The 24,476-nt window shown below is 69.9% G+C and carries 21 protein-coding genes; 6 read left to right on the forward strand and 15 right to left on the reverse strand.

Annotation, left to right across the window (positions count from 1 at the left end; all coding sequences use genetic code 11):
• Together BA022_RS17000 and BA022_RS17005 are read left to right on the forward strand one after the other, a co-directional pair.
• Complete coding sequence (locus BA022_RS17000) at positions 1–801, forward strand: DUF2145 domain-containing protein (RefSeq protein ID WP_088888237.1); 801 nt, start codon at positions 1–3, stop codon at positions 799–801.
• Between the two features lie 78 nt (positions 802–879).
• Entirely contained in the window at positions 880–2,040 is a 1,161-nt protein-coding gene (locus BA022_RS17005; RefSeq protein ID WP_088888238.1) for a serine endopeptidase, read from the forward strand.
• Here the strand turns inward: BA022_RS17005 and BA022_RS17010 are convergent.
• Both BA022_RS17010 and tgt read right to left on the reverse strand, forming a co-directional pair.
• Positions 2,037–2,786 carry a DUF72 domain-containing protein gene (locus BA022_RS17010; protein WP_088888239.1) on the reverse strand — a complete coding sequence of 250 codons (750 nt, stop codon included), beginning with the start codon at positions 2,784–2,786 and terminating at the stop codon, positions 2,037–2,039. The two genes, BA022_RS17005 and BA022_RS17010, sit on opposite strands and share 4 nt — an antisense overlap.
• A 79-nt stretch (positions 2,787–2,865) precedes the next feature.
• Positions 2,866–4,038 (reverse strand): tRNA guanosine(34) transglycosylase Tgt, encoded by a 1,173-nt coding sequence (tgt, locus tag BA022_RS17015; protein WP_015914401.1) that lies wholly within the window; start codon positions 4,036–4,038, stop codon positions 2,866–2,868.
• A gap of 102 nt (positions 4,039–4,140) precedes the next feature.
• Between tgt and BA022_RS17020 the strand changes: the two genes are divergently transcribed.
• Positions 4,141–4,629: a universal stress protein gene (locus BA022_RS17020; protein ID WP_088888240.1), complete on the forward strand. Its 489-nt coding sequence runs from the start codon at positions 4,141–4,143 to the stop codon at positions 4,627–4,629.
• A gap of 75 nt (positions 4,630–4,704) precedes the next feature.
• Here the strand turns inward: BA022_RS17020 and BA022_RS17025 are convergent, their stop codons facing one another.
• The 4 genes from BA022_RS17025 to BA022_RS17040 form a co-directional block, all read right to left on the reverse strand.
• Positions 4,705–5,091: a hypothetical protein gene (locus BA022_RS17025; RefSeq protein WP_011806955.1), complete on the reverse strand. Its 387-nt coding sequence runs from the start codon at positions 5,089–5,091 to the stop codon at positions 4,705–4,707.
• A gap of 241 nt (positions 5,092–5,332) precedes the next feature.
• Positions 5,333–6,514 (reverse strand): phospholipase A, encoded by a 1,182-nt coding sequence (locus BA022_RS17030; protein ID WP_088888653.1) that lies wholly within the window; start codon positions 6,512–6,514, stop codon positions 5,333–5,335.
• A gap of 41 nt (positions 6,515–6,555) precedes the next feature.
• Entirely contained in the window at positions 6,556–6,885 is a 330-nt protein-coding gene (locus BA022_RS17035) for a hypothetical protein (protein WP_228403648.1), read from the reverse strand.
• Positions 6,886–6,993: 108 nt separating this feature from the next.
• The gene (locus tag BA022_RS17040; protein WP_088888242.1) at positions 6,994–9,063 is read right to left on the reverse strand and encodes an ATP-dependent helicase; all 2,070 of its coding nucleotides are present in this window, start codon (positions 9,061–9,063) and stop codon (positions 6,994–6,996) included.
• A gap of 176 nt (positions 9,064–9,239) precedes the next feature.
• On the opposite strand from BA022_RS17040, the gene BA022_RS17045 reads away from it, so the two are divergent.
• Complete coding sequence (locus BA022_RS17045; protein WP_088888243.1) at positions 9,240–10,190, forward strand: AEC family transporter; 951 nt, start codon at positions 9,240–9,242, stop codon at positions 10,188–10,190.
• Between the two features lie 75 nt (positions 10,191–10,265).
• On the opposite strand, the gene BA022_RS17050 is transcribed toward BA022_RS17045, so the two are convergent.
• The 5 genes from BA022_RS17050 to BA022_RS17070 form a co-directional block, all read right to left on the reverse strand.
• Positions 10,266–11,072: a hypothetical protein gene (locus BA022_RS17050; RefSeq protein ID WP_148665198.1), complete on the reverse strand. Its 807-nt coding sequence runs from the start codon at positions 11,070–11,072 to the stop codon at positions 10,266–10,268.
• Positions 11,073–11,453 (reverse strand): hypothetical protein, encoded by a 381-nt coding sequence (locus tag BA022_RS17055; protein WP_088888245.1) that lies wholly within the window; start codon positions 11,451–11,453, stop codon positions 11,073–11,075. It abuts the gene before it with no gap.
• Between the two features lie 239 nt (positions 11,454–11,692).
• Positions 11,693–13,867, reverse strand: coding sequence for a replication restart helicase PriA (gene priA / locus BA022_RS17060; protein ID WP_088888246.1), 2,175 nt, complete (start codon positions 13,865–13,867; stop codon positions 11,693–11,695).
• Between the two features lie 651 nt (positions 13,868–14,518).
• Positions 14,519–15,631: a uroporphyrinogen decarboxylase gene (gene hemE / locus BA022_RS17065; protein ID WP_088888247.1), complete on the reverse strand. Its 1,113-nt coding sequence runs from the start codon at positions 15,629–15,631 to the stop codon at positions 14,519–14,521.
• 101 nt (positions 15,632–15,732) lie between these two features.
• The gene (locus tag BA022_RS17070) at positions 15,733–16,659 is read right to left on the reverse strand and encodes a LysR family transcriptional regulator (protein ID WP_088888248.1); all 927 of its coding nucleotides are present in this window, start codon (positions 16,657–16,659) and stop codon (positions 15,733–15,735) included.
• Positions 16,660–16,786: 127 nt separating this feature from the next.
• Between BA022_RS17070 and BA022_RS17075 the strand changes: the two genes are divergently transcribed.
• Entirely contained in the window at positions 16,787–17,770 is a 984-nt protein-coding gene (locus BA022_RS17075) for a TerC family protein (protein WP_088888654.1), read from the forward strand.
• Between the two features lie 52 nt (positions 17,771–17,822).
• On the opposite strand, the gene BA022_RS17080 is transcribed toward BA022_RS17075, so the two are convergent.
• The 3 genes from BA022_RS17080 to nhaA are packed head-to-tail and all read right to left on the reverse strand — an operon-like array spanning position 17,823 to position 21,018.
• A complete protein-coding gene (locus tag BA022_RS17080; RefSeq protein WP_088888249.1) occupies positions 17,823–19,148 on the reverse strand; it encodes an O-acetylhomoserine aminocarboxypropyltransferase/cysteine synthase family protein in 1,326 nt (441 codons plus the stop codon).
• 54 nt (positions 19,149–19,202) lie between these two features.
• Positions 19,203–19,718 (reverse strand): CoA-binding protein, encoded by a 516-nt coding sequence (locus tag BA022_RS17085; RefSeq protein WP_088888250.1) that lies wholly within the window; start codon positions 19,716–19,718, stop codon positions 19,203–19,205.
• A gap of 49 nt (positions 19,719–19,767) precedes the next feature.
• Entirely contained in the window at positions 19,768–21,018 is a 1,251-nt protein-coding gene (gene nhaA / locus BA022_RS17090; RefSeq protein ID WP_088888251.1) for a Na+/H+ antiporter NhaA, read from the reverse strand.
• Positions 21,019–21,199: 181 nt separating this feature from the next.
• Between nhaA and BA022_RS17095 the strand changes: the two genes are divergently transcribed.
• Positions 21,200–22,246, forward strand: a complete 1,047-nt coding sequence (locus BA022_RS17095; RefSeq protein ID WP_088888252.1) for a formylglycine-generating enzyme family protein — start codon at positions 21,200–21,202, stop codon at positions 22,244–22,246.
• Here the strand turns inward: BA022_RS17095 and BA022_RS17100 are convergent, their stop codons facing one another.
• On the reverse strand, positions 22,247–24,463 hold the full coding sequence (locus BA022_RS17100; RefSeq protein ID WP_187305985.1) for a protein-disulfide reductase DsbD family protein: 2,217 nt from the start codon (positions 24,461–24,463) through the stop codon (positions 22,247–22,249).
• Positions 24,464–24,476: the final 13 nt, after the last annotated feature.

Here is a 24,476-nt window from a genome sequence, read left to right on the forward strand (position 1 = left end):
ATGCGCACCCTGCACTGGATCGCGGCCGCCGCCCTGGCACTGGCGGCCATGGCGGCACATGCGGGCCGCTCCTGCGAGCCGCACAAACCCACGGCGCAGACCATCGCCCAGGGCATGCAGCTGGCGCAGCAGACGGCCCAGGCGCTGGACGCCAGCGGCGCCCGCGTGGTGGTGCTGGCGCGCGCGGGGCAGGACTTGTCCCGCTACGGCCTGCGCTACTCGCACCTCGGCTGGGCCTACAAGACGCCCGACGGCCCGTGGCGCGTGGTGCACAAGCTCAACGACTGCGGCACCGCCGTGGCCGCCGTGTACCGCCAGGGGCTGGGCGAGTTCTTCCTGGACGACCTGTGGCGCCATGAGGCCGTGTGGGCCGTACCCACGCCCGCCGTGCAGCAGGCGCTGCTGCCCGTGCTGGCCGACGGCGCGCGCGCCACGCGGCTGCACCAGCGTGCCTACAGCATGGTGAGCTATGCGTGGGGCACGACCTACCAGCAGTCCAACCAGTGGGCGCTGGAGACCCTGGCCCTGGCCATGGAGCCCGAGCGCGCCCAGACCCGCGCGCAGGCCCAGGCCTGGCTGCGGCTGCAGGGCTACCAGCCCACGGCGCTGCGCATCGGGCCGCTCACGCGGCTGGGCGGGCGCATGACGGCGGCCAACGTCGCCTTCGACGACCATCCGCCCGCGCAGCGCTACGCCGACCGCATCGAGACCGTGACGGTGGACTCCGCCCTCGCATGGCTGCAGCATGCGCGGCTGGCGGGCGCCCCGCAGGTGCAGGTGCTGGGTCCGGAGAAGTTTTAAGCAAAAACGGGCTCTTGCGCTTATCCATCAAGCGCGAGCAGCTACTATTTCAATAGTAAACATCGTGAGGGATCACACATGAGCAAGGCATTGCGACTGTCGGAGAAATGGTTTCGCCGCGGCCTGTGGCTGGTGGCGCTGGTGTTCGCCAGCTTTCTGATCGGGCTGGGCGGCACCATCGTGGGCGACCTGCCCAAGGTGGAGGCGCCCTTGCAGCTGGACGACTTCCTGGACCGCGACGCCGCCCAGGCGCTGCGCGCCCAGGTCAAGGAAGCGCGCCAGGCCGAGCAGGAGGCCCAGACCGCGCTGGAGCAGGCCCGGCTGCAGCACGCCAAGGCGCGCAGCGAGACGCAGGCCGAGCGCGAGACCTTCAGCAACTGGCTGGCCGCACGCCGCGCCACCCAGCGCGCCGAGCACGACCCCGAGGTGATCGCGCGCACCCAGGCGCTGGACGCCCTCAAGGCCCAGGAGCGCCGGGCCCAGCAGGCCGTGCAGGCGCAGGACCAGGCCCTGCTGGATGCGCGCCAGGCCGCGCAGGCCGCGCAGCAGCGCCTGGGGCGCCTCGAGCAGGGCGGCTACGAGAAGATGGCCGCCGAGCGGCGCAAGGTGGAGTTGCGCGTGTTCCTCTACCGCCTGGCGCTCACGCTGCCGCTGCTGGTGGCGGCAGGCTGGCTGTTCGCCAAAAAGCGCAAGAGCACCTGGTGGCCGTTCGTGTGGGGCTTCATCTTCTTCGCGGTGTTCGCGTTCTTCGTGGAGCTGGTGCCCTACCTGCCCAGCTATGGCGGCTATGTGCGCTACGTGGTGGGCATCGTGGTCACGGCGCTGGTGGGGCGCTACGCGATCCTTGCGCTCAACCGCTACCTGGAGCGCCAGAAACAGGCCGAGGCCCTGCCCGAGCAGGAGCGCCGCAAGGAGCTGGGCTACGACGTGGCCCTGGCACGCCTGGCCAAGGGCGTGTGCCCGGGGTGCGAACGGCTGGTGGACCTGAAGGACGGGGTGACCGACTTCTGCCCGCACTGCGGCATCGGCCTGTTCGACCGCTGCGGTGCCTGCGGCACGCGCAAGAGCGCCTTCGCCCGTTTCTGCCATGCCTGCGGGGCCGGTGCGGCGCCGTCCGGGATGGCCTCGCCCGGTGTGGCCCCTGCCGGTGCGGTCCCCTCGGGCATGCCGCCCGCCGGCGCGGCCCCCGCCGGTACGCCACCCCAGGGTGCGATGCCCGGCGCGGCAGGGAATCGCTAGGCGCAGGCCTGGTGCAGGTCCAGCGCGTTGGCAACTGCCGCGCCGCTGGCCGTGTTGTCGAAGATGCACCACACGCTGCGCGCCGCCAGGGTGGCGACCCGCAGCCGTGCCGCTAGCGCGTCGACCAGCGCCGCGTCATAGGCCGAGTAGTACACGCGTGGTGCGCCGTGCAGCCGGCAGTAGACCAGGCCGGGCCAGCCGCCGGGCACTTCGCCGCCCGCGTGCAGCACCGGGTCGGCCAGCACGCGGCCGGCCTGCCAGGCGCGCAGCAGCGCGTCGCCCTCCGGCGTGAACCAACTGGCGTGGCGCGGCTCCACGGCAACGCTGCCGTGGGGATGCCGTTCGCGCAGGCCGCGCAGGAACGCCTCGGCGATGGGCCGGTCGAGCCGCAGGCTGGGCGGCAATTGCACAAGCAGACAGCCCAGGCGCTCCCCCAGCCCCTGCGCCTGCGCCAGGAAAGCCTCCAGCAGTGCGTCCGTGCCCTTCAGGCGCGCCGTGTGCGTGATGCTGCGTGGCAGTTTGACGCTGAAGCGGAACGCTGGCGGCGTGGACGCGGCCCAGCGCTCGTAGGTGCTGCGCTGGTGGGAGCGGTAGAACGATGAATTGATCTCCACGGCGGGCAGCCGGGCGGCGTAGCGCTCCAGGTGTGAGCCTTTGGCCGGGAACCGGTGCCGGCTGCCCTGCGGCACGTTCCACCCCGCGGTGCCGATGTGCAGCGGTGCGGCCGTCGACGGTCGGGTGTCCATCGCGCCAGCATAGGAGGGACGGCGCGGCGCCGCGCGCGGAATGCGCCGGCCCTCGCCGTCAGCCGCCGCCTACGCGGCGCTATACGCCGCGTGCGCGCTCGGCCTTGAAGCGCGCGCGGAATGCGCCGAACTGGCCGGCGTCCAGCGCCTCGCGCACTTCGCGCATCAGGTTCAGGTAGTAGTGCAGGTTGTGGATGGTGGTGAGCATGGGCCCCAGCATCTCGCCGCAGCGGTCCAGGTGGTGCAGGTAGGCGCGCGAGAAGCCGCCGCGGCCCCCGTCGTTCCAGCTTACGCCCTCGGTGCCTGCGCAGGCGTGGCAGGTGCAGCTTGGGTCCAGCGGCTGGTGGTCGGTCTTGTGGCGGGCGTTGCGGATCTTCAGGTCGCCATAGCGCGTGAACAGCGTGCCGTTGCGCGCATTGCGCGTGGGCATCACGCAGTCGAACATGTCCACGCCCTGGGCCACGCCCTCCACCAGGTCCTCCGGCGTGCCCACACCCATCAGGTAGCGCGGCTTGTGCGCGGGCAGGCGGTGGGGGGTGTGCGCCATGATGTCCAGCATCTCGTCCTTGGGCTCGCCCACGCTCACGCCGCCCACGGCGTAGCCGGGGAAGTCCATCTCCACCAGGGCTTCGAGCGACTCCTGGCGCAGGTTCTTGTACATGCCGCCCTGCACGATGCCGAACAGCGCGTTGGGGTTGCCCAGGCGCTCGAATTCATTCTTGGAACGCACCGCCCAGCGGCGGCTCATCTCCATGCTCTTACGCGCCTCGGCCTCGGTGGTCTTGTGGCCGTTGGTCTCGTAGGGCGTGCACTCGTCCAGCTGCATCACGATGTCGCTGTTGAGCGTGGTCTGGATCTGCATGCTCACCTCGGGCGACATGAACAGCTTGTCGCCGTTCACGGGCGAGGCGAAATGCACGCCTTCTTCGGTGATCTTGCGCATGCTGCCCAGGCTCCAGACCTGGAACCCGCCCGAGTCCGTGAGGATGGGCTTGTCCCACTGCTCAAAGCCGTGCAGACCGCCAAAGCTCTGCATCACGTCCAGGCCGGGCCGCATCCACAGGTGGAAAGTGTTGCCCAGGATGATTTGCGCGCCCATCTCGCGCAGGCTGCGCGGCATCACGCCCTTGACGGTGCCGTAGGTGCCCACGGGCATGAAGATGGGGGTCTGCACCACGCCGTGGTTGAGCGTGAGCGTGCCGCGGCGCGCGTGGCTGGAGGTGTCGGTGGCCAGGATTTCAAACTTGAGCATGGGCGCGATTGTCCCAGACTGCACCAGCGGGGATTGGTGCCCGCAGCGCCCCGCGCGGCCTACACTGACCCTATCGACACAGCATTGCAAGGAGGTGCCCCTATGTTCCGAATCCTGATCGCCGTTGATGGCTCCGAACTCGCGCTCGACGCGGTGCGCCATGGCGTGGCCCTGGTGCGCCGCGGCGGCCTGCAGGCCACGCTGGTGCTGGGCCACGTGCAGGAAGAGGCCTCGCTGATCGAGCTGGCCACGCAGGGCGCGGACGCCGTGGCCGCCGCGAGCGTGGAGGCGGGCCAGCACCTGATGGCATCGGCCGTGGCGATGGTGGAGGCCGCGGGCGTGCCGTATGAGACCGAGATCGGTCTGGGCCCCGTGGCGGCCACGCTGGTGGACATGGTGGAGCGCTGCGGCTGCGACGCGCTCATCATCGGCGCGCGCGGCCTGGGCGGGCTGCGCGGCACGCTGCTGGGCTCGGTGTCGCAGGCGCTGGTGCAGCAAAGTCCCGTGCCCGTCACCGTGGTCAAGCATGCGGAGCCGGAGGAACTGCCCGAGGATGACGACCAGGACGACGACCTAGGTGCGCAGGACTGACACCAGAAACAACGGGTCCCGCAGGACCCATTGTGCTATTGAATCAAGAGCTGCTGGCGCAGATGGGCAGGGCGTTCAGGCTGCTTTTTTCCATTGCTGCGCCGCGCGCTGCAGCTTGCCGTGCGGCAGGCTGGCCAGGCGCGTGAACATGCGCCGGCAGTAGCCGCTGATCCACAGGCATTTGTTGAGCTCGTCCACGGGCAGCGGGCCGGAGACGACCACGATGTCGTTGGCCACGTCCGCCGCGCCAGCGGCGCGCAGGCGCCGGCGCGTGTGCGTGGCCCAGGACTGGATGCGTGCCGGGCTGCCGTGCTGGTGCACCTCGCCGGTGTGCAGGTCGAAGGCAATGGCCACGGTGTCGGTCTTGAGCTTGAAGCGACGCTCGCCCGTGACTGCGCTGGGCGTTTCGCGCATGTCGTACAGGTAGTAGCTGCCGGCCTTCAGCTGGTATTGCAGGTCCATGGTCGTCGTCCTCCGGGCTGCATTGTGCGGACGGCGCTGGCCGGTGATGGGGCGAATACCGCGCGAAAGCAGGCGCTTATTGCGCAGGGCGCGGGCCCGCCCCCGGCGGCGCCGGGGTGCGCCCGATTGTGTCGGCGCACTGCGGCGCCTTCAACCCGCCGGCCCGGTCAAAGGGTAACCGGTTGTGATCGGGCCGGCAGGCGCGCGTGGCGCGCCCGCCCATCCATTCGCGCTGTGGGGTTCAGAAATCCACCAGGCTCAGGCCCACGCTGAACACGGTGCGCTTGCGGTTGTAGTCGATCAGGCTGTCGCCGTAGCCCGTGAACAGCTGGGTGTGCAGGCGCAGGTTGGTGCGGTTGCCCACCAGGCTGGTTCCGAGGGTTTGCAGCCATTCCAGCCGTGCCGAGCCGCGCCCGGTCGCCCCCAGCGAATGCCGTGCGGTCAGCGCCAGGGTGTTGTCCTTGTCCACGTTCCAGGTCAGGCCCAGCTCGGCCCGGCCCACGTAGTTGCTGATGCCGGGGTTGTCGTCGCTGTCCGCGCTCTCGTGCAGGCGCTTCCACAGGCGGCCGGTGACGGTCCAGCGGTTGTCCAGCTCCATGCCGGTCATCAGGTACACGCGGTTCCAGCTGCGCGACAGAGGCAGGCTCTGGCCGTTGGACTGGTGTACCAGGCCGATGCCGCTGTAGCGCCAGCGCCAGCCGAAGGGCAGCTTGGCGTCGGTGGGGTACACGTACATGATCTCGGGCTCGTGGTCCGTGTTGCGGAACGGCCGCGAGATGCCCGGCGAGAACAGCTGCCAGTACGACTGCTGCGTGTAGCCCGCCCACAGCGAGTCGCGCAGCGTGGGGTGGCCGCGCGTGAGCAGGCCCTGCGCGAGCTTGGTACGCACCGACAGCTGCACGCGCATCTCGGTCTTGCGGTAGTCCACCTCGCTGGTGGCGTTGTTGTCCGGGCTGCCCGAGGTGGGCAGGCGGTTGACGCTGGTGGCGCCCACGACGGACACGCTCATGGGCCGGTACCCGCGAAAGCGGAACGCCCCGCAGTCGCTGCCCGTCTCCAGCTCCCAGAAGCGCGACAGGGTGCTGTACTGGCCGTCGCGGCAGCCTTCCACCTGCGCCACGTCGATGATGCGCGTGGCCGGCAGCGTGGCGTCCACCGGCGGGGGCGGCGCCTGCGTGGCGGCGGCGGGCTGGGCGCTGGCCGAAGCGGGCGGCGCCTGCCAGCTCTGCTCGCCGGCCCACTGGTCAAAGCAGGCCAGGCGTGCCTGGCTGTCACCGGTGAGGGCGGCGCACTGGCGCCAGCCGGCCGCCCGGTTGACGGCGGGGGCTGCGGCGGTTTGGGCCCAGCTGACCAGCGGCAGGGCCGTGCCCAGCAGCGCGGTGGCCAGGCCCAGGCGGGACAGGGGGTGTGAAGGCTGTGTCATGGTCGGATGATGCGCGTGGTCGGTGACGGCTGCCATGCAGGTCAGGGCCGGGAAGGGGCCTGCTTGCGCAGGGTGAAGGTGTAGGGCCGGTCGGCCTCGTCGGTCCATTCGCCGCGGATCTCGCGCGCGCAGCTGCCTTCGACGACGTCGCCGCTCCAGTTGCCGCTGACCCGCGTGCCGTCGCGCGACTCTTCCATGGTGAGCCGGCCCTGGTGCACGTCGCCCACCACCACCGAGGTGAAGCCCGGCCACTGGATGCGTCCCTTCACCGTGCCGTCCCATTCGGGGTGGGGGCCCAGTTCCAGCAGCACGGCCTCGGCCATGCCGTCCAGCCGCGCCTGCCAGCGGCCCACGAGTTCGGGCTGCTCCATCTGCGCGGCCGTGGGGCAGGCCGGGCGCGGAGGTTGAGAGGGTTTTTGGGCGCAAGCGCTTACCAGTAAAGCGCTGGCAGCTATCAAAATATAGTTTTCAACATGTGTTCAGGGTGTGGCGGGGCTGGGGGCGGCCTGGGCCTTGCGCGCAAATTCCTCGCGCAACTGGCGCAACTTGTCGCGTGGGTTCTCGCGCGCCGTGGCGGCGTCCAGTTTCATCTCGGCAATGAAGCGGCTGGGCTGGCAGGCCACCATCTCGCGGCCCTTCTTGCGCTTCTTGGTCCAGCTCACGGCCAGCGTGCGCTGGGCGCGGGTGATGCCCACGTACATCAGGCGGCGCTCCTCCTGCAGCCGCTGCAGGATGTCGTCACTCACCTTCTGCTGGCGGCCATCGTCATCGTCCAGCTTGAAGGGCAGCATGCCCTCGGTCACGCCGGCCAGGATCACGTGCGGCCACTCCAGCCCCTTGCTGGCATGCAGCGTGGACAGCACCACCATGTCCTGCTCCTGTTCGCGCTCGGAGATGGTGGACAGCAGGGCGATGGTCTGCGCCACCTCCAGTAGGCTCTTGGTCGCGGCCTGCACCGTCGTGCCCGCGGTGTCGTCGATCTGGCCGCCCGCGCGCTGCGCCATCCAGTCGCAGAACTCCAGCACGTTGCTCCAGCGCGCTGCGGCCACCTTTTCGCTGTCCTCGCTGTCGTACAGGTGCTGCTCGTAGCCCATGTCCTTGAGCCAGTCGGCCAGGAAGGCACGCGCGGCTTCGTGGCCGTGCGTGTGGCGTGCGCGGTGCTCCAAGTCGTTGACGGTGCGGCCGAACTCCAGCAGGCCTTCCAGGCCCCGCTTGGGGATCACGGCGGGCAGCATGGCGTTGAACAGCGCGCCGAACATGCTTTGCTTGTGCTGCGTGGCGAACTCGCCCAGCGCCGCCAGCGTGGTGTGGCCCACGCCGCGCCGCGGGCTGGTGACGGCGCGCAGAAAGGCCGGGTCGTCGTCGTTGTTGATCCACAGGCGGAACCACGCGCACAGGTCCTTGATCTCTGCGCGGTCGAAGAAGCTGGTGCCGCCCGAGACCTTGTAGGGGATGTTGGCCTTGCGCAGGGCCTTCTCGAACGGCTTGGCCTGGTGGTTGGCGCGGTAGAGGATGGCGAAGTTCTTCCACGCCGGCGGTGGATTGCTGGCTGCCCGCAGGCCCTGGATGCGCGCCACGGCGCGCTCGGCCTCGTGCTCCTCGTTGTCGCAATCGACCACGCGCACGGGCTCGCCCTCGCCCAGCTCGCTGAACAGCGTCTTGGGAAACAGCTTGGGATTGGGCTGGATGACGTGGTTGGCCGCGCGCAGGATGGCGCTGGTCGAGCGGTAGTTCTGCTCCAGCTTGATGACGTTGAGCTGCGGGAAGTCCTGCGGCAGCTTCTTCAGGTTGTCCAGCGTGGCGCCGCGCCAGCCGTAGATGCTCTGGTCGTCGTCGCCCACGGCGGTGAAGCGCGCGCGCTCGCCCACCAGGTATTTCAGCAGCTCGTACTGCGTGGCGTTGGTGTCCTGGTATTCGTCCACCAGCACGTGGCCCAAGAGGCGCTGCCACTTTTCGCGCACCTCGGGGTGGTGGCGCAAGAGGCGCATGGGCATGCCGATCAGGTCGTCGAAATCCACGCTCTGGTAGGCCGTCAGGCGCTCCTCGTAGCGCTGCATGATCAGGGCGATGCTGCGCTCATGGTCATCCTGGGCCATGGCGAGCGCCTTGCGCGCGTCCCAGCCCTGGTTCTTCCAGTTGCTGATGGTCCATTGCCACTGGCGCGCGGTGGCCAGGTCGGTGGTGCCGCCCGCGCAGTCCTTGAGGATGCCCGTCACGTCGTCCTGGTCCAGGATGCTGAACGAGGGCTTGAGGCCCAGCACATGGCCGTCCTCGCGCACCATGCGCACGCCCAGGGCGTGGAAGGTGCACACCAGCACGTCCTTGGCCTGGCGGCCGATCAGGCCGGCGGCGCGCTCGCGCATCTCGGCCGCGGCCTTGTTGGTGAAGGTGATGGCGGCGATGCGCCGGGGCGCCAGGCCCGTCTCGATCAGCCGCGCGATCTTGTGCGTGATCACCCGCGTCTTGCCCGAGCCCGCGCCCGCCAGCACCAGGCACGGGCCCTCGGTGTAGTGCACTGCCTGCAACTGAGCAAGATTGAGACCGGACATGGATGCAGCGGGAGGAACGGGGCGCGCCTGCGCCACGGGCTGCGGCGGGCGGCGGGTGAGAGGGAGAACAGCGGGTGTGCATGATAGCGGCGTGCGCGCACCAGGGTGATTGCCCGGGGTGGCACGCCCGGTGACAAGGCGTTTCAGCGCGCGGCGGCGCTGCGACAATCGCGCCCGTGCTGTCCGTCCTGCTGATCACCTTCCCCTTCTTCGCCCTCGTACTGTGCGGCTACCTTGCCACGCGGGCCGGGGCGCTGCCGGTGTCCGCCATCGGGGGGCTGAACAGCTTCGTGCTGTATTTCGCGCTGCCATGCATGCTGTACCGCTTCGGCGCCAGCACGCCCATCGCACAGCTGCTGGACCCGGCCGTCGCCGGGCTGTACCTGCTGTGTGCGCTGCTCATGGTGGGCGGCACGGTGGCCCTCACGCTGCGGCGCCGGGGGTGGAACGATGCGGCCTTCGGCGCGCTGGTGGCTGCCTTTCCCAACACCGGCTTCATGGGCGTTCCGCTGCTGGTGGCGTTGCTGGGCGAGGCCAGTGCCGGCACCGTGATCGTGGTGCTGGCGGTGGACCTGGTGATCACCAGTTCGGCGTGCATCGCGCTGTCGCGCCTGGATGGCGCGGGTGCGCACGGCGTGGCCGTGGCGCTGCGCAACGCGCTGCGCGGCATGGCCACCAACCCCATGCCCTGGTCCATCGTGCTGGGCGGCGTGGCGTCGGTCCTGCAGTGGCAGCCGCCGGGCCCCGTGGATCAGACCCTGGCCATGCTGGCGGGCGCGGCATCGCCGGTGGCGCTGTTCACCATTGGCGCGGTGCTGGCGCGCTCGCAGATGAACCAGCAGGAATACGTGCCGCCGGGCCAGTACGTGCCGATCGCGCTGGCCAAGCTCGTCGTGCACCCGCTGCTGGTGTGGTGCGTGGGACGTGCGGCGATGGCGCTGGGGGTGGACCTGTCGCCGTTCACGCTCACGGTGATGGTGCTGCTGGCCGCGCTGCCCAGCGCGAGCAACGTGGCGCTGCTGGTGGAGCGCTTCGGGGCCCACGGCGGGCGCGTGGCGCGCATCATCCTGGTGAGTACGGCGCTGGCGTTCGTCAGCTTTTCGGCTGCCGTTGCGCTTTTGACTTGACCTGTTTACTTCTGTTTTGATAGCTATAAGCGCTTACGGCATAAGCGTTGAGTGGCAAAAAATCGAGAAATCTTCTCAGCAGGCCTGGCGCACCGATTGGACGAGGGCGTCCCGCACGTAGTGCATCCCGACCATCGCCCCTGCCCAGAGCAGGCCTTCGACACAAAGCTGGAGCCGGAACGCCTGCCGGTACATCCGCGTGGTCACGGTATGCAGCGCTTTGGCCACGATGGGCAGGGGCGCGACGAGCGATACGGCGTAAACGGCGGCCTTCCAGCCCTGCAGGTACGTGCCGAAGGGCTTCGACCCGTGGCACAGGAGGATGGCTCCTTGGCCTTGCCAGTCGCCGTACGCCTGCCAAAGTCCCATCACGTTGAGAAAGCTGAAAAACGCCATCGCCACCAACCAGATAGAGGCCAGGTTGCCGTCCACCACGTTCCAACTCGGGGCATCGGCGCGTTCCGCTTTCTGCTGCGGGTTCTCCTTACGGCGCGCGCCTTCAGTGCGGATCACCTCTTCGGCAGCGTCCACGGCCAGGTCCAGCCACTGGCGCCACGTGCGCACGCGGGGCTGTTCGCCCAGCGCTGCGGCATAGACGCAGGCGTCGTCCACGCACACCTGCTTGTCAGGGGTGATGCGGTCGGCTGGCAAATACCAGTCCTTGGACTTGCGCGGCAGCCGCACCACGAAGACGGTGGTGGTCATGATCGTTTGCCGAAAGCCCGTGGGGCGATGTAGCAGCTCGATGGCCATCCAGTCGAATCCTCGATGCCGGCCCTTCACGATCCACTGCGGGCCCACCACAACTAGGCCCAGCCGTTGCCAGAGCGGGTCTGAAAAGCTCTCGAGTAGACCGCGCGGCGGCTTCTCCTTGAAAGCCATTCACAAGTCCTCCAGGTCGGCGTCGTCCTGCGCCGTGCGCCTGATCTGAATCCCCACCGTGACGGCCGTGACCGCGCAGATCAGCAGGTTCCAGGGGCCGGGCACGCCGAAGATGGCCGTACCCACTACGGCAACGCCCACAACGACCGCCATGCGCAGGAAACCGTAGTCTTCGCAAAATCGGAGGGTGTGCGCCAGCGCAAGGTAGATCAGGATCAGCATCACCGGCCAGAAAAACAGGCTGGCGATCATCAGTGCCATCAGGCCCGTGCCGTCGGTTTCTGCGAACCAGGCTGCCCAGACCCAGTTGGTGACCAGCGTGGCCACGGTCAGTGCGACGGTGCTCCAAAGCGGAGGCAGAATGTCTTGGTAGCGGTTCATTCGGTGAGTTGTCCCGAGTATGCCGGTGGGCGGTGCTGCGCAGTGTGGGCAGCGCGGGCGAGTATGGCGAGCGGTTTCCCAGCCCAGCCTGCCAGCGGCTACTCCCGGTAGCGCGGGGCGATACCGCGAGCCATGCGCGCCTGCATGGCGCAAAAAATGCTATCAGGAGGATAGCTGTAAGCGCTGGTTGAAAAGTGCTGGCAGCACCTTTGCCGTAGTTGCACCACGCGGGATTTCCTTCAGATCGCCTGCGGGTCCACGTCCACCAGCCAGCGCACCAGGCCGCGGTGGCGCGGGCGCTCGGCATGCAGCAGCGGCTGCCATGCGGCCAGAAAGCGCTGCAGCGCGCCGCGCTGGGGACTTTCCAGCAGCATCTGCGCGCGCTCCACATTGGCCACGCGCTGGATGGCGAGCGGCACCGGCGGGAACAGGAAGACCTGGTCCAGCCCCGGCAGCCCGGCGGCGCGCGCGGCGTCGCTGGCGGCCTGCAGGAAGGCCTGGGCCGCCTCCTGCGTGCGGGCGTCCGCGCGCACCAGCGCCTGATAGGCGAAGGGCGGCATGCCGGCTTCCTGGCGCTCGGCCAGCTGGCGCGCGGCGAAGGCCGGGTAGTCGTGGCGGCGCAGCGCGGCATAGACGGCGTGGTCGGGGTGCCAGGTCTGGATCCACATCTCGGGCGGGCTGCCCTGCGCGGCCACATAGCGCGCATCGCGCCCCGCGCGGCCCGCGGCCTGCATCAGCAGGGCGAACATGCGCTCGGGCGCGCGGAAGTCGCTGCTGAAGAGCGCTCCGTCGGGCTGCACGGCCGCCACCAGGGTGATGCGCCGAAAGTCATGCCCCTTGGCCACCATCTGCGTGCCGACCAGCACGTCCACCTCGCCGCTGTGCACCTGGGCCAGTTGCTCCTCCAGCGCCCCCTTGGCGCGGGTGGTGTCGGCGTCGATGCGTGCCACGCGCGCGGCGCGGCGGTCCGGGGTGATCACGTTGCGCAGCAGGGCGGCCAGTTGCTCTTCCAACTGCTCGGTGCCCCGGCCCAGGGGCAGGATGTCCGGATTGCCGCAGCTGGGGCAGGCGCGCGGCACGCGTTGCGTAAAGCCACAGTGGTGGCAGCGCAGCGTGCGGTCGCTCTTGTGGAACACCTGGTGGGCGCTGCAGTGCGGGCAGTCGCTCTTCCAGCCGCAGTCATGGCAGTGCAGCACGGGTGCAAAGCCGCGGCGGTTGAGCAGCACCAGGCATTGCTCCCCGCGCTGCACCCGTTCGGTGATGGCGGCCAGCAGCGGGGGCGAGAACACGCCACCCGCCCCCGAACTGCGCGGCTGTTGTCCCATGTCCACCAGGCGCACGCGCGGCAGCTCGCCTGCGCCGGCGCCTTCTGCGGAGCCGATACGGCTGGGCATGTGCAGGCGCAGGTAACGGCCCGGGCCCCCCTCGCTGGCCGGGGTGCTGGCATGCCAGCTCTCCAGCGACGGGGTGGCGCTGCCCAGGATCACCTTGGCGCCCTGCTCGCGTCCGCGCCACAGCGCCAGGTCGCGCGCGGAGTAGCGCGCGCCCTCCTGCTGCTTGTAGCTGGCGTCGTGCTCCTCGTCCACCACGACCAGTGCCAGCCCCGGCAGGCTGGCGAACACCGCCATGCGCGTGCCGAGCACGATGCGCGCAGCGCCCGTATGCGCGGCGAGCCAGCTCTTCAGGCGCTGTGCCGGCGTCATCCCGCTGTGCATGCTGACCACGGCCGCCTCGCCGTACAGGGGCGCGAAGCGCTCGCGAAAGCGCGCCTCCAGCTGCGGGGTGAGGTTGATCTCGGGCACCATCACCAGTGCCTGTGCAGCGGGGTGGCCGGCCAGGGCGCGCTGCACGCAGTGCAGGTACACCTCGGTCTTGCCGCTGCCCGTGCTGCCGAACAGCAGGAAGGGCCCGCTCTCTGCATCGATTTGGGCTGTAGCGCTTGCCTGTTCTGCGGTAAGTGCTATTGTTTTTGTAACTGCTTCGGACGGGTGCGCCGGCGGTGCGGGGCGGCGCAGGCGCCGCGCCAACTGCTCGGGCGTGAGGTCGCGCAGCTGTGGGGGCAGGGCGGCCAGCGCCACCTCGCCCACCGCGCGTTGGTAGTAGCGCGCGGCGAAGCTCACCAGACGGCGCCAGGCGGCGTCCAGCGGCGCCACGCCTTCGAGCACGCCCGCCACCGTGCGCGGCACCATGCCCGGCGGTAGCGCCGCTGGCTCGGCGGGCGCGTCCCAGACCACGCCCAGCACCTCGCGCGCGCCCAGCGGCACGCGCACCAGTGTCCCGGCAGGCAGCGGGCGCGGGCTGGCATAGCTCAGCGGTTCGCCCACGCCACTGTGCGCCGGCGTGCTCACGGCCACGCAGAGCAGGCAGGCGGCGCTGTCATGCGGCGTGGTCGGGGGCGGGGAGCGGTCAGGCATGGGCGGTGGGTGAAAACGCGGGCGGCACCGGGGGCGCGGCCCCGCATGATTCCACAAGCTTGCCCACTGCTACGAGAGATGCTGTGGATAACTTTGTTGAAAAGCAGCGTGCAACAGGCTGCGGGGCGCGCCCCTGCTGGACTGCGCGCTAGCGGATTTGTAGACGGCGCGGTGCAAAAAAAGCTTATGAATCAACGTTCTTTGCTGCGCCGCAAAAAGTGCCGCAGCGGTTGTCGGGCGATGCTCTGCGCAGGCGGGCGCAGTTGCCAGCATGTGAACAACTGGCGCTGTCAATAGGGAAGAGCATCCCCCGGATGTGGTAGGCGCCGCAGCCACTGTGGGACTTTTCCTTCACTTCGTGCGGCAAGTGCTTGATTTTGCGAGGGAAACACAGGAAGTTCAGATTTTCTGTGGATAACTTTGTTGATATCCCGGCTGGGCCGCCCGAAAGCCCTTGTCTGGCCGTGGTTTGCTTAGGGTGCCCACAAAATCGGCAGGCGCAGGACTTTCATATGAATCAACCACTTACGAGGTTCGGAGTGATTTGTTGCCGGTTGTTGCGCTGCTCACTGCGGGCCGCGCGGCACGCCGGATGCGGCTGCCGCAGTGTGAATAAGTCATGCCGGCGCCGCAGCCTTGGTAAGTAGGCATTCACCGCTGCCGCAGGCTGCGTGAATAGCCATGCACGGCTTCCACCAGCGCGGCCACGTGTTCGGGCGGGGTGAACTGGCTGATGCCGTGGCCCAGGTTGAAGATGTGCGTGGGGCCAGTGGTGGTCTTGTCGGTGTGCGGCGTGCCGAAGCTGTCGAGCACGCCCCGCACCTGCGCGGCCACGGCCTCGGGAGGTGCAAACAGCACGTTCGGGTCGATGTTGCCCTGCAGCGCCTTGCCCGGGCCGCCCACCTGCCCGCCGACGATGGCGCGCGCCTTGCCCAGGTGGGCCGTCCAGTCCAGGCCCAGCACCTCGCAGTCGATGTCCTTCATGTCGTCGAGCCAGATGCCGCCGCCCTTGGTGAAGACGATGCGCGGCACGTCCTGGCCGTCCACGCCCGTGCGCTTGAGCTGTGCCAGCACGCGCCGGGTGTATTCCAGGCTGAACTGCTGGAAGCACCCGTCGGCCAGCACGCCGCCCCAGCTGTCGAAGACCATCACGGCCTGGGCGCCGGCGTCGATCTGGGCATTCAGGTACGCGGCCACGGCGTCCGCATTCACCGCCAGGATGCGGTGCATCAGGTCCGGGCGGCTGTACATCAGCGTCTTGACGAGGCGGTAGTCGTCGCTGCCCTTGCCCTCGACCATGTAGCAGGCCAGCGTCCAGGGGCTGCCCGAGAAGCCGATCAGCGGCACACGGCCGTTCAGCGCGCGGCGGATGCTGGTGACGGCGTCGAACACATAGCGCAGCTTGTCCAGGTCGGGCACGGCCAGCGCGGCCACGTCGGCCTCGTCGCGCACCGCCTTGGCAAAGCGCGGGCCTTCGCCCTCGGCGAACGACAGGCCCAGGCCCATGGCGTCGGGCACGGTGAGGATGTCGCTGAACAGGATGGCCGCGTCCAGCGGGAAGCGCTCCAGCGGCTGCAGCGTCACCTCGGTGGCGTACTCCACGTTCGTGGCCAGGCCCATGAAGCTGCCGGCCTTGGCGCGCGTGGCCTTGTATTCGGGCAGGTAGCGGCCCGCCTGGCGCATCAGCCACAGGGGCGTGTAGTCGGTGGCCTGACGACGGCAGGCCCGCAGGAAGGTGTCGTTCTGGAGGGGGGCGAAGCTCATGCGCGCGATTGTCGCAGGCCGGCTCCCGCAGGCCTTGGGCAAGCCCCGCGGGCTTGCCTCAGATCAAGGAAAGGGGCGCTGCAGGACGATGCGCCGTCTCCTCAGACGGGGGAACGGGTGGGGTCCGGGTTCCACAGCGTCCCATCGGCTCCGGCCTCCAGCAGCCGGGTCAGCAGCGGGTGCATCACCTTGCGGGCGCTGTAGATCAGGTGGAACTGCTCATGCACCTCGGGGGTGGTGCCCACGGGCACGAGGCCATGGGTCTGCTCCAGGTGCGCGCCCAGGGTCTCGGGCGCGGGCATCACGCCCATGCCGGTGGCTGCGAAGGTGCTGAGCAGGGCGCTGTCCTCGAATTCCCCTGCAATGCGCGGGCGGATGCGCTCGCGTTCCAGCCAGTGGTCGATGCGCGCGCGCAGCGCGGCGTGCTCGGTGGGCAACAGCACGGGGACCACCGCCAGGCTGCGGGGGAATGCGTGGCGCGCGGCCTGCGCCCACAGCGGCGGGGCATACCAGCCAATGGCGCTGGTACCCAGCAACTGGCTGGTGGTGCGCAGCGCCGGGTTCGGCGGGGCGGGGCGGTCGGCCAGTACCGCGTGCAGCTTGTGCAGCGCCAGTTCGCCCAGCAGGGGCTGGAATTCCCCCTCGTGGCACAGCAGGCGCAGGTGGGGCTCGTCCAGCACGGGAGTGAGCAGCCGGTGGACCGCCAGTTTGGCAATGCCGTCGGAGATGCCCAGGTTCAGGCGCAATGTGGGGCCCGACGCGGCCTCGCGCACGCGCTGGGGCAGCTGCTCGCCCAGCGCGAAGATGTGGTCGGCCTCGTGCAGCGCGGCCACGCCGGCCTCGGTCAGCATGAGGTTGCGGCCCTCGGAGCGCAGCAGGCTCACCCCCAGGGACTTCTCCAGCTCGCGCACCTGTGCGCTGATGGTCTGCACGGCCATGTCCAGCCGCTCGGCGGCCCGTGCCATGCCGCCCTCCTTGGCGACGACCCAGAAGTAGTACAGGTGGCGGTAGTTGAAGCTCTGGCTCATGGAGTTACTTCGTAAAATCCGAAGTAATAGTATCAATAAGGCAGATTTTTTGGAATCCATGCGACCTCTACATTGCACCTCCTCGGGCTGTGGGCCCGTCAGTACAACCTTGTTGGAGAAGGAACGCATGGAAACGATAGGCACCTGGTGGATGTGGGCGGGCTTCGCCGCCTTTGTGGTCGTGGCGATCGCCGTGGACCTGCTGGTGATGGAGCGCCAGGGCGCGCACCGGGTGACGATGGGCGAGGCCGCGCGCTGGAGCCTGCTGTGGTTTGCGCTGGCGTTCGTGTTCGTGGGACTGCTGTGGTGGTACCTGGACGGCAGCCAGGGCCGCGACGTGGCCAACACGGTGTCGATGCAGTTCATCACCGGCTACCTCGTCGAAAAGAGCCTGTCGGTGGACAACATCTTTGTGTTCCTGATGCTGTTCAGCTACTTCGCCGTGCCGCCGCAGTACCAAAAGCGCGCCCTCATCATCGGCATCATCGGCGCCATCGTGTTGCGCACGCTGCTGATCCTGGCGGGCGCGTGGTTGCTGGCCACGTTCCACTGGCTGCTGTACGTGTTTGGCGCGTTCCTCGTGGTCACCGGCATCAAGATGTGGTTTGCCGCGGGGCAGGAGCCCGACATCGCGACCAACCCGGTGCTCAAGCTGCTGCGCCAGCGCATGCGCATCACCGACCGGTTCGACGGAGAGAAACTCTCCACCATGATCGACGGCGTCAAGCACTACACCCCGCTGTTCGTGGTGCTGGTGCTGATCGGCACCACCGACATCATCTTCGCGGTGGACAGCATCCCCGCCATCTTCGCCATCACCAGCGACCCGTTCATCGTGCTCACGGCCAACGTGTTCGCCATCCTGGGCCTGCGCGCGCTGTACTTCCTGCTGGCCGACCTGGCCAACCGGTTCCACCTGCTGGCCTATGGCCTGGCGCTGGTGCTGGTGTTCATCGGCACCAAGATGCTGCTGATCGACCTGGTGAAGATTCCCATCGGCTACGCGCTGCTGGTCACGGCGACGCTGATTGCCGGCTCCATCGTGCTGTCGCTGCGCGGCTCGGGGGGGAGCGCGGCGCGCCCCGTGCCCCCACTGCCGGGCAAGCGCTGACCTGCCCTGCGCGCCCCCGGTCGGGCGTGACCCTGGCCGTGGGTGGCCCGGTTCAGCGCGTGCGTGCCAGGGCTTGGTCGATGTCCCAGAGGATGTCGTCCAGCTCCTCGATGCCCACGCTCAGGCGCACCATGTCCGCGCGCACGCCGGCGCGGGCCAGCTCCTCCGCGTTGAGCTGGCGGTGCGTGGTGGAGGCGGGGTGGATCACCAGCGTCTTCGCGTCGCCGATGTTGGCCAGGTGGCTCAGGAACTCACAGGCGTCGATGAACCGCTCGCCCGCCGCGGCACCGCCCTTCACGCCGAAGGTCAGGATGCCCGAGGCGCCGGGCTGACCGTCCACTGCGCGGAACTGTTTTTGCGCCAGCGCGTAGTACGGCGAGTCCGACAGGCCCGGGTAGTGGACCCAGGCCACCTGCGGGTGCTGCTGCAGGAACTGCGCCACGGCCAGCGCGTTGCGGCAGTGTTCGCGCATGCGCAGGTGCAGTGTCTCGGCGCCCTGCAGCAGCAGCCAGGCGTTCAGGGGCGAGAGCACGCCGCCGAAGGTGCGGTTGACCTCCATGCGCGCCTTCATGGTGTAGCCAAAATCGCCGAAGGTCTCGTAGAACTTCACGCCGTGGTAGGCGCGGCTGGGCTCCACCATCTCGGGGAATCGGCCGTTGTCCCAGGGGAATTGGCCACCCTCCACCACCACGCCACCCATGGTGGTGCCGTGGCCGCCGATGTACTTGGTGGCGCTGTGCACCACGATGTCGGCGCCCAGGGCCAGCGGGTTGCACAGGTAGGGGCTGGCCACGGTGTTGTCGATGACCAGCGGCACGCCGTGGGCGTGGGCCACCTCCGCAATCGCCGCGATGTCCAGCACGTTGACCAGCGGGTTGCCGATGGTCTCGCCGTACACGGCGCGCGTGTTCGGGCGCATGGCGCGGGTGAAGTTCTCGGGGTCGGACGGGTCGACGAAGGTGGTCTCGATGCCCAGGCGGCTGAAACCCACGCCCAGCTGCCCCACCGTGCCGCCATAGAGCGTGCTGGCGGCCACGATGTGGTCGCCGGCCTTCAGGATGGCCAGCAGCGCCGCCATCTGCGCAGCCATGCCGCTGGCGCAGGCGAGGGCCGCGCGGCCGCCCTCCAGGCTGGCCATGCGCTCCTCGAACACGGCGACCGTGGGGTTGCTGATGCGGCTGTAGACGTTGCCGAAGGTCTGCAGGTTGAACAGGCTGCTGGCGTGTTCGGCGTCGTCGAAGACGAAGCTCGTGGTCTGGTGGATGGGCGTGGCGCGCGCGCCGGTCACGGGGTCGGGCTGGGCGCCGGCGTGAATGGCGCGCGTGCCGAAGCCGAAGGCACGGTCGGCTCCAGAGCCGGGTGGGGTGGATGCGGTCATGGTGTTATGGGTCAAATAGGCCTCTAGCGCTTATCCATCAAGCGCTAGTAGCTATCAATATGGGAGCTTGCGCAGGCGCTTGGACGAGATCACCTGGGTGTTCACGCCCATCCAGCCCAGGCCGCCGAACAGGCGTGCGTGCTCGATCTTCACGCAGCGGTTCTGGATCACGCGCAGGCCCGCGGCCTCGGCCTGCGCGCCGGCGGCCTCGTTGAACACGCCCAGCTGCATCCACAGGCATTGCGCGCCCACCGCGATGGCTTCAGCCGCCAGCGGCGGGATGTCCTCGCTCTTGCGAAAGCAATCCACCATGTCGATGCGCGCGCCCTGCGCGGCCAGAGCGGCGGAGGCCTCGGTCACGCTGGCGTAGGCGGTCTCGCCCAGGATCTGCCCGCCTTCGCGCGCGACCAGCGGGTTCACGGGAATCACGCGGTAGCCATGGGCCTGCATGTACTTGGCGGCAAAGTGGCTGGGCCGGTGCCATTGCGGCGACAGGCCCACCACGGCGATGGTGTGGCACTGCGTGAGCACGTCACGCAAAGTGCTGATGGTGTCGGGTGTGCGGAGCATGGCGGCAGTGTATGCACAGCCGTGGGCCCACGGGTATCCGCGCCACCTCTCAGGCGGTCGTGACGCGGCGCTGGAGCCACCACCCCCACGCCAGTCCCAGCAGCGCCGCCAGGCCCGAGGCCAGCAGCACGCCGCGCTTGGCGGCGTCCAGCAGCGCGGCGCTGTCGAACGCCAGGGTGGCAATGAAGATCGCCATGGTGAAGCCGATGCCCGCCAGCAGCCCGGTCAGCAGCAGCCCGCCCCAGCCCATGCCCGCGGGCAGGGCGCACAGGCGCAGGCGCACCGCCAGCCAGCAGGCCAGCAGCACGCCCAGCGGCTTGCCGGCCACCAGCGCCAGGGCCACCGCGGCCATGAGCAGGCCGGTGCCCGGCGCCGCCGGTTGCGCGCCGCCTGCACTGCCCAGCGCCACGCCGGCATTGGCCAGCGCGAACAGCGGCATCACGCCAAAGGTCACCCAGGGATGCAGGCTGGCCTGCACGCGCTGCACCGGGGGCGCGGGCTCGCGCCCGGCCAGTGCGTGCACCGGCGTCACCAGGCCCAGCACCACGCCGGCCAGCGTGGGGTGGGCGCCCGTCTGCCAGATGCCCCACCACAGCACCGCGCCGGCCGGCACATAGGCCCAGGCGCGGCGCACACCCAGCTGCTGCAGCAGCAGCACGCCCGCCAGGCCCAGCGCGGCGATGCCGAACATCGGCCACTGCAGCCCGCCCGAGTAGAACAGCGCGATGATGAGCACGGCCACCAGGTCGTCGATGATGGCCAGCGTGAGCAGGAACACCCGCAGCACCGGCGGCAGGCCGCGCCCCAGCAGGGCCAGCACGCCCACCGCGAAGGCGATGTCGGTGGCGGTGGGCACGGCCCAGCCGCTGCGCAACGCGGGCGGCACCAGCGCCAGGTACAGCAGCGCCGGCACGGCCACGCCGCCCAGCGCGGCCAGCACGGGCAGCAGCGCATCGCGGGGCTGGGCCAGGGCGCCTTCGTGCAGTTCGCGCCGGATCTCCAGCCCCACCACGAGGAAGAACACCGTCATCAGCGCGTCGTTCACCCAGAAATGCAGCGACTGCGTGAGCTGCCAGCCGCCCACGGCGACCGACAGTGGCACGTGCCACAGCGCGTGGTAGCTGGCGGCCCAGGGTGAGTTGGCCCAGGCCAGCGCGGCGGCGGCCGCGATCAGCAGCACGATGCCGCCCGCGGCATCGGCATGCGACAGGCGCGAGAGCAGGGCGGTGCAGCGGTCGGCCAGGGGAAGCAGGGCGGGCTGGCGCGGCGCAGCGCGCCGCGGGGTAAGGCGGTCGGTCATGGGCAGGCGGGGCCGCATGCTGCGGCCCGTGGTGCACAGGCGGCCCGACCTGCGCTGCAACAATCCTGCCCTGCCGCCCCATGCGGTGGACACCCGCGGGCAGTATAGGAAGCCGCGCCCAGCGTGCCCGCGCAATGCCCCGGCCCTACACTGGCTTTTTTCGCATGCCCAGGAGTTTGCGATGGTCCGAGCCACCTCTGCCGCTTTGCAAGGCGTCTGTTTGGCGCTTGTCCTGGCCGCCAGCGCGGCGCAGGCGCAGCCGGCCGCGCCGGCCCTCTGGGTGAATGCGCTGGGCATGCCCTTCGTGCGCATCGCGCCGGGCAGCTTCCGCATGGGCAGCAGCGAGCCCGACGACGCGCTGGCCCGTGCCTACCCGACGCTGGAGCGCTGGCGGTTTGAGCAGTTGGCCGACGAGGCGCCCGCCCATACCGTGCGCATCACGCGCGCCTTCTACCTGGGGCAGACGGAGGTCACGGTGGGGCAGTTCCGCCGCTTCGTGCAGGCTGCCGGCTACGTGCCCGAGTCCGAGGCCGACGGCACGGGCGGCTACGGCTACAACCCGGCCTACGACCCCGCCGCCAGCGCGCGCGGCGACGCATTCGAGGGGCGCGACCCGCGCTATTCCTGGCGCAACCCCGGCTTCGCCCAGGGCGACGACCACCCGGTGGTCAACATCACCTGGCACGACGCGCATGCGCTGGCCGCCTGGCTCAGCGCCACCGAGGGCCACCGCTACCGCCTGCCCACCGAGGCGGAGTGGGAATACGCCTGCCGCGCTGGCACGCGCACGCGCTACCCGCATGGCGACGACCCGGCCGCGCTGGCGCGCCACGCGAACGTGTTCGACGAGGATGCCGCGCCCTACTGGCCGCGCTGGCGGCCCCAGGCCGCGCCGGGGCACGACGGGCATGCGTTCACCGCGCCCGTGGGCCGCTACGCGCCCAACGCCTTCGGCGTGCACGACATGCTGGGCAACGTGTGGGAATGGGTGTCGGACTGGTATGCCGAGGAGGGCTATGCGCACTCCCCGCAGGACGATCCGCAGGGCCCGGCCACCGGCCAGGTGCGCGTGCGCCGCGGCGGTTCCTGGCACACCTGGCCGCTGTACGCGCGCTGCGCGTTCCGTAACTGGAACACGCCCCAGACGCGCTACACCCTGGTGGGCCTGCGCCTGGTGCGCGAGATCGACCCGCCGCAATCGCCACGGCCACGCGGCGCGCGGCGGTGATCAGAGCGCGGACATGGCGGCGCGCAGTTCCGACTCGCCCAGGATCTCGGAGAACACCACCGGCGCCTTGCCCGGCGCATGCAGCACATACACCGGCACGCCGCTGCGGCCGAGCTGCGCCAGCGCGGCGGTGATGGCGGGGTCGCGCCGTGTCCAGTCGGCGCGCAGCAGGGCCACGTTCTTCGTTGCAAAGTCCTGCAGCACCGCAGCGCTGGCCAGCGTGGTGTTCTTGTTGTACTGGCAGGTCACACACCAGGCGGCTGTGTAGTCCACGAACACCGGGCGGCCCTGGGCCACCAGCTCGTCGGCCAGGCCAGGGCGCCAGGACTGCCAGGAGGTCACGCCGGCCACGCCGCTGGGGGCCGAGGCTGCGCCCATGGGTGTGCTTTCCAGTTCAATGATCTTTGGGCCCCAAAGCCATACCAGCCAAGCGCAAGCAGCTATTGAAAGAGGAGCGAGAACAGCCCGCGTGGCCCCGCGCAGCGTGAGCGCCCACACGGCCATGCTGAGCACCACCAGCAGCGCCAGCAGCGCCGCCGCGCCGTTGATGCCGCTTTGCTGGCCCAGCACCCACACCAGCCACACCACGGTGGCGAACATCGGGAACGCCAGCAGGCGGCGCAGCGTGTCCATCCACGCGCCCGGCCGCGGCAGGGCGCGCGCAAACGCGGGCAGCCAGCTTGCCAGCAGGTAGGGCAGGGCCAGGCCCAGGCCCAGCGCCGCGAAGATGGACAGTGCCTGCCCCGCGGGCAGCGTGGCCGTGAGGCCCAGCGATGCGCCCATGAACGGCGCCGTGCACGGCGAGGCCACGGCCACGGCGAGCACGCCGGTCAGGAAGGCATCCAGCACGGGGTGGCGCGCCTGCAGGCCCGCCAGCGACGAGGGCAGCATGCGCCCGAACTCGAAGACGCCCGCCAGGTTCAATCCGATCAGCGTGAACAGCGCGGCCAGCGACGCCACCACCGCTGGCGACTGCAGCTGAAAGCCCCAGCCCACGGCCTCACCCGCGGAGCGCAGGCCCAGCATCAGCGCGCCCAGCAGCAGGAACGACAGCACCACGCCCGCGGTGTAGGCCAGCCCGCCGATGCGGTGGGCGCGCTGGTTCTGCGCATGGCGCGCAAAGCCCACCACCTTGATCGCCAGCACCGGGAACACGCAGGGCATGAGGTTCAGGATCAGCCCGCCCAGCAGCGCGCCGGCCAGAGCGGCCAGCCAGGTGCCCAGCGGCGCGGGTGTCGCAGCGGCGGGCGCCGTGGGCGCAGCGGCATTGGCGGCGTTGGCTTTCAGCGCGGCCTCCAGCGCGGGCGACATGCCCTTCAGTGCCGCCACGGCGGGCCAGCCGCCCGGCACGGGCAGCTCGGCACGCCAGCCCTGGCCGCCATGGGCCAGCACCACCGGCATCGGTACGGGCCCGTCGCTGCGCTGGGGCGACAGCGGCAGGCGCGCGGTCCACACCGCGCCGTCCCATTGCTGCGCGGGCGTGGCGGCGGTCTCCACCACGCCCGTGGTCTCGGGGAACACCTCCAGCGTCTGGCCCTGCAGCGCCGGGGGCAGGCCGGCCACGCGCAGCAGCACGGCGTCGCCCTCGACCTGCGCGCTGCTGCCGCCTAGAGCCGGCAGATCGCGCGGGTGCGCCGCGGCGGCGGCATCGAACGCGGCGGCATGCAGCGCCGTCGTGCCGCGCAAGGGCAATTGCAGCGTGAAGCTGCCCTCCTCGGGGATGCACTCCTGGCGGCACACCAGCCACGAGGCCTTGAGCTGGAAGGTCGCTTCCTTGGCCAGCGGGCCGGGGTTGAATGCTGGGGAGACGGTCATGGGCACGGGCAACAGCACCGTGCCCTCGTAGCCGTAGTTGGCCAGGTTGCCCAGCGGAATCTTCTTGGGCACGGGCCAGGCGACCTCGCCCGCATCGATGCCCGCCGGCAGCTGCCACTCCAGTTGCGTGGGCAGGCCGGAGTCGCCCGGGTTCTTCCAGTAGGTGTGCCACTCGGGCTGGTGCGTGATCGACAGGCCCAGCCACAGCGGCTTGCCCGGGCCCACGCCGTCGGGCGCCTGGGCCACCAGCTCGGCGCGCACATGCGGCGTGACCACGCTGCTGCTGCCCGCGGCGGCGGATGTCTTGAGCTGAATTTGGCCGATGGCGCCCGTGGATACAGCGCAGGCAGCTATGAAAAAAAGAGTGTGCAGGGAGCGCTGCAAGGGGCGAAGGCAGGACATGGCGCAGGGTGGG

The sequence above is a fragment of the Diaphorobacter nitroreducens genome (assembly GCF_002214645.1).
In the GTDB taxonomy this organism is placed as follows: domain Bacteria; phylum Pseudomonadota; class Gammaproteobacteria; order Burkholderiales; family Burkholderiaceae_C; genus Diaphorobacter; species Diaphorobacter nitroreducens.

Coding starts and splice junctions, on each gene's coding strand:
- BA022_RS17000 (WP_088888237.1), top strand. CDS start 1: ATGCGCACCCTGCACTGGATCGCGGCCGCCGCCCTGGCACTGGCGGCC.
- BA022_RS17005 (WP_088888238.1), top strand. CDS start 880: ATGAGCAAGGCATTGCGACTGTCGGAGAAATGGTTTCGCCGCGGCCTG.
- BA022_RS17010 (WP_088888239.1), bottom strand. CDS start 2,786: ATGGACACCCGACCGTCGACGGCCGCACCGCTGCACATCGGCACCGCG.
- tgt (WP_015914401.1), bottom strand. CDS start 4,038: ATGCTCAAGTTTGAAATCCTGGCCACCGACACCTCCAGCCACGCGCGC.
- BA022_RS17020 (WP_088888240.1), top strand. CDS start 4,141: ATGTTCCGAATCCTGATCGCCGTTGATGGCTCCGAACTCGCGCTCGAC.
- BA022_RS17025 (WP_011806955.1), bottom strand. CDS start 5,091: ATGGACCTGCAATACCAGCTGAAGGCCGGCAGCTACTACCTGTACGAC.
- BA022_RS17030 (WP_088888653.1), bottom strand. CDS start 6,514: ATGACACAGCCTTCACACCCCCTGTCCCGCCTGGGCCTGGCCACCGCG.
- BA022_RS17035 (WP_228403648.1), bottom strand. CDS start 6,885: ATGGAGCAGCCCGAACTCGTGGGCCGCTGGCAGGCGCGGCTGGACGGC.
- BA022_RS17040 (WP_088888242.1), bottom strand. CDS start 9,063: ATGTCCGGTCTCAATCTTGCTCAGTTGCAGGCAGTGCACTACACCGAG.
- BA022_RS17050 (WP_148665198.1), bottom strand. CDS start 11,072: ATGGCTTTCAAGGAGAAGCCGCCGCGCGGTCTACTCGAGAGCTTTTCA.
- BA022_RS17055 (WP_088888245.1), bottom strand. CDS start 11,453: ATGAACCGCTACCAAGACATTCTGCCTCCGCTTTGGAGCACCGTCGCA.
- priA (WP_088888246.1), bottom strand. CDS start 13,867: ATGCCTGACCGCTCCCCGCCCCCGACCACGCCGCATGACAGCGCCGCC.
- hemE (WP_088888247.1), bottom strand. CDS start 15,631: ATGAGCTTCGCCCCCCTCCAGAACGACACCTTCCTGCGGGCCTGCCGT.
- BA022_RS17070 (WP_088888248.1), bottom strand. CDS start 16,659: ATGAGCCAGAGCTTCAACTACCGCCACCTGTACTACTTCTGGGTCGTC.
- BA022_RS17075 (WP_088888654.1), top strand. CDS start 16,787: ATGGAAACGATAGGCACCTGGTGGATGTGGGCGGGCTTCGCCGCCTTT.
- BA022_RS17080 (WP_088888249.1), bottom strand. CDS start 19,148: ATGACCGCATCCACCCCACCCGGCTCTGGAGCCGACCGTGCCTTCGGC.
- BA022_RS17085 (WP_088888250.1), bottom strand. CDS start 19,718: ATGCTCCGCACACCCGACACCATCAGCACTTTGCGTGACGTGCTCACG.
- nhaA (WP_088888251.1), bottom strand. CDS start 21,018: ATGACCGACCGCCTTACCCCGCGGCGCGCTGCGCCGCGCCAGCCCGCC.
- BA022_RS17095 (WP_088888252.1), top strand. CDS start 21,200: ATGGTCCGAGCCACCTCTGCCGCTTTGCAAGGCGTCTGTTTGGCGCTT.
- BA022_RS17100 (WP_187305985.1), bottom strand. CDS start 24,463: ATGTCCTGCCTTCGCCCCTTGCAGCGCTCCCTGCACACTCTTTTTTTC.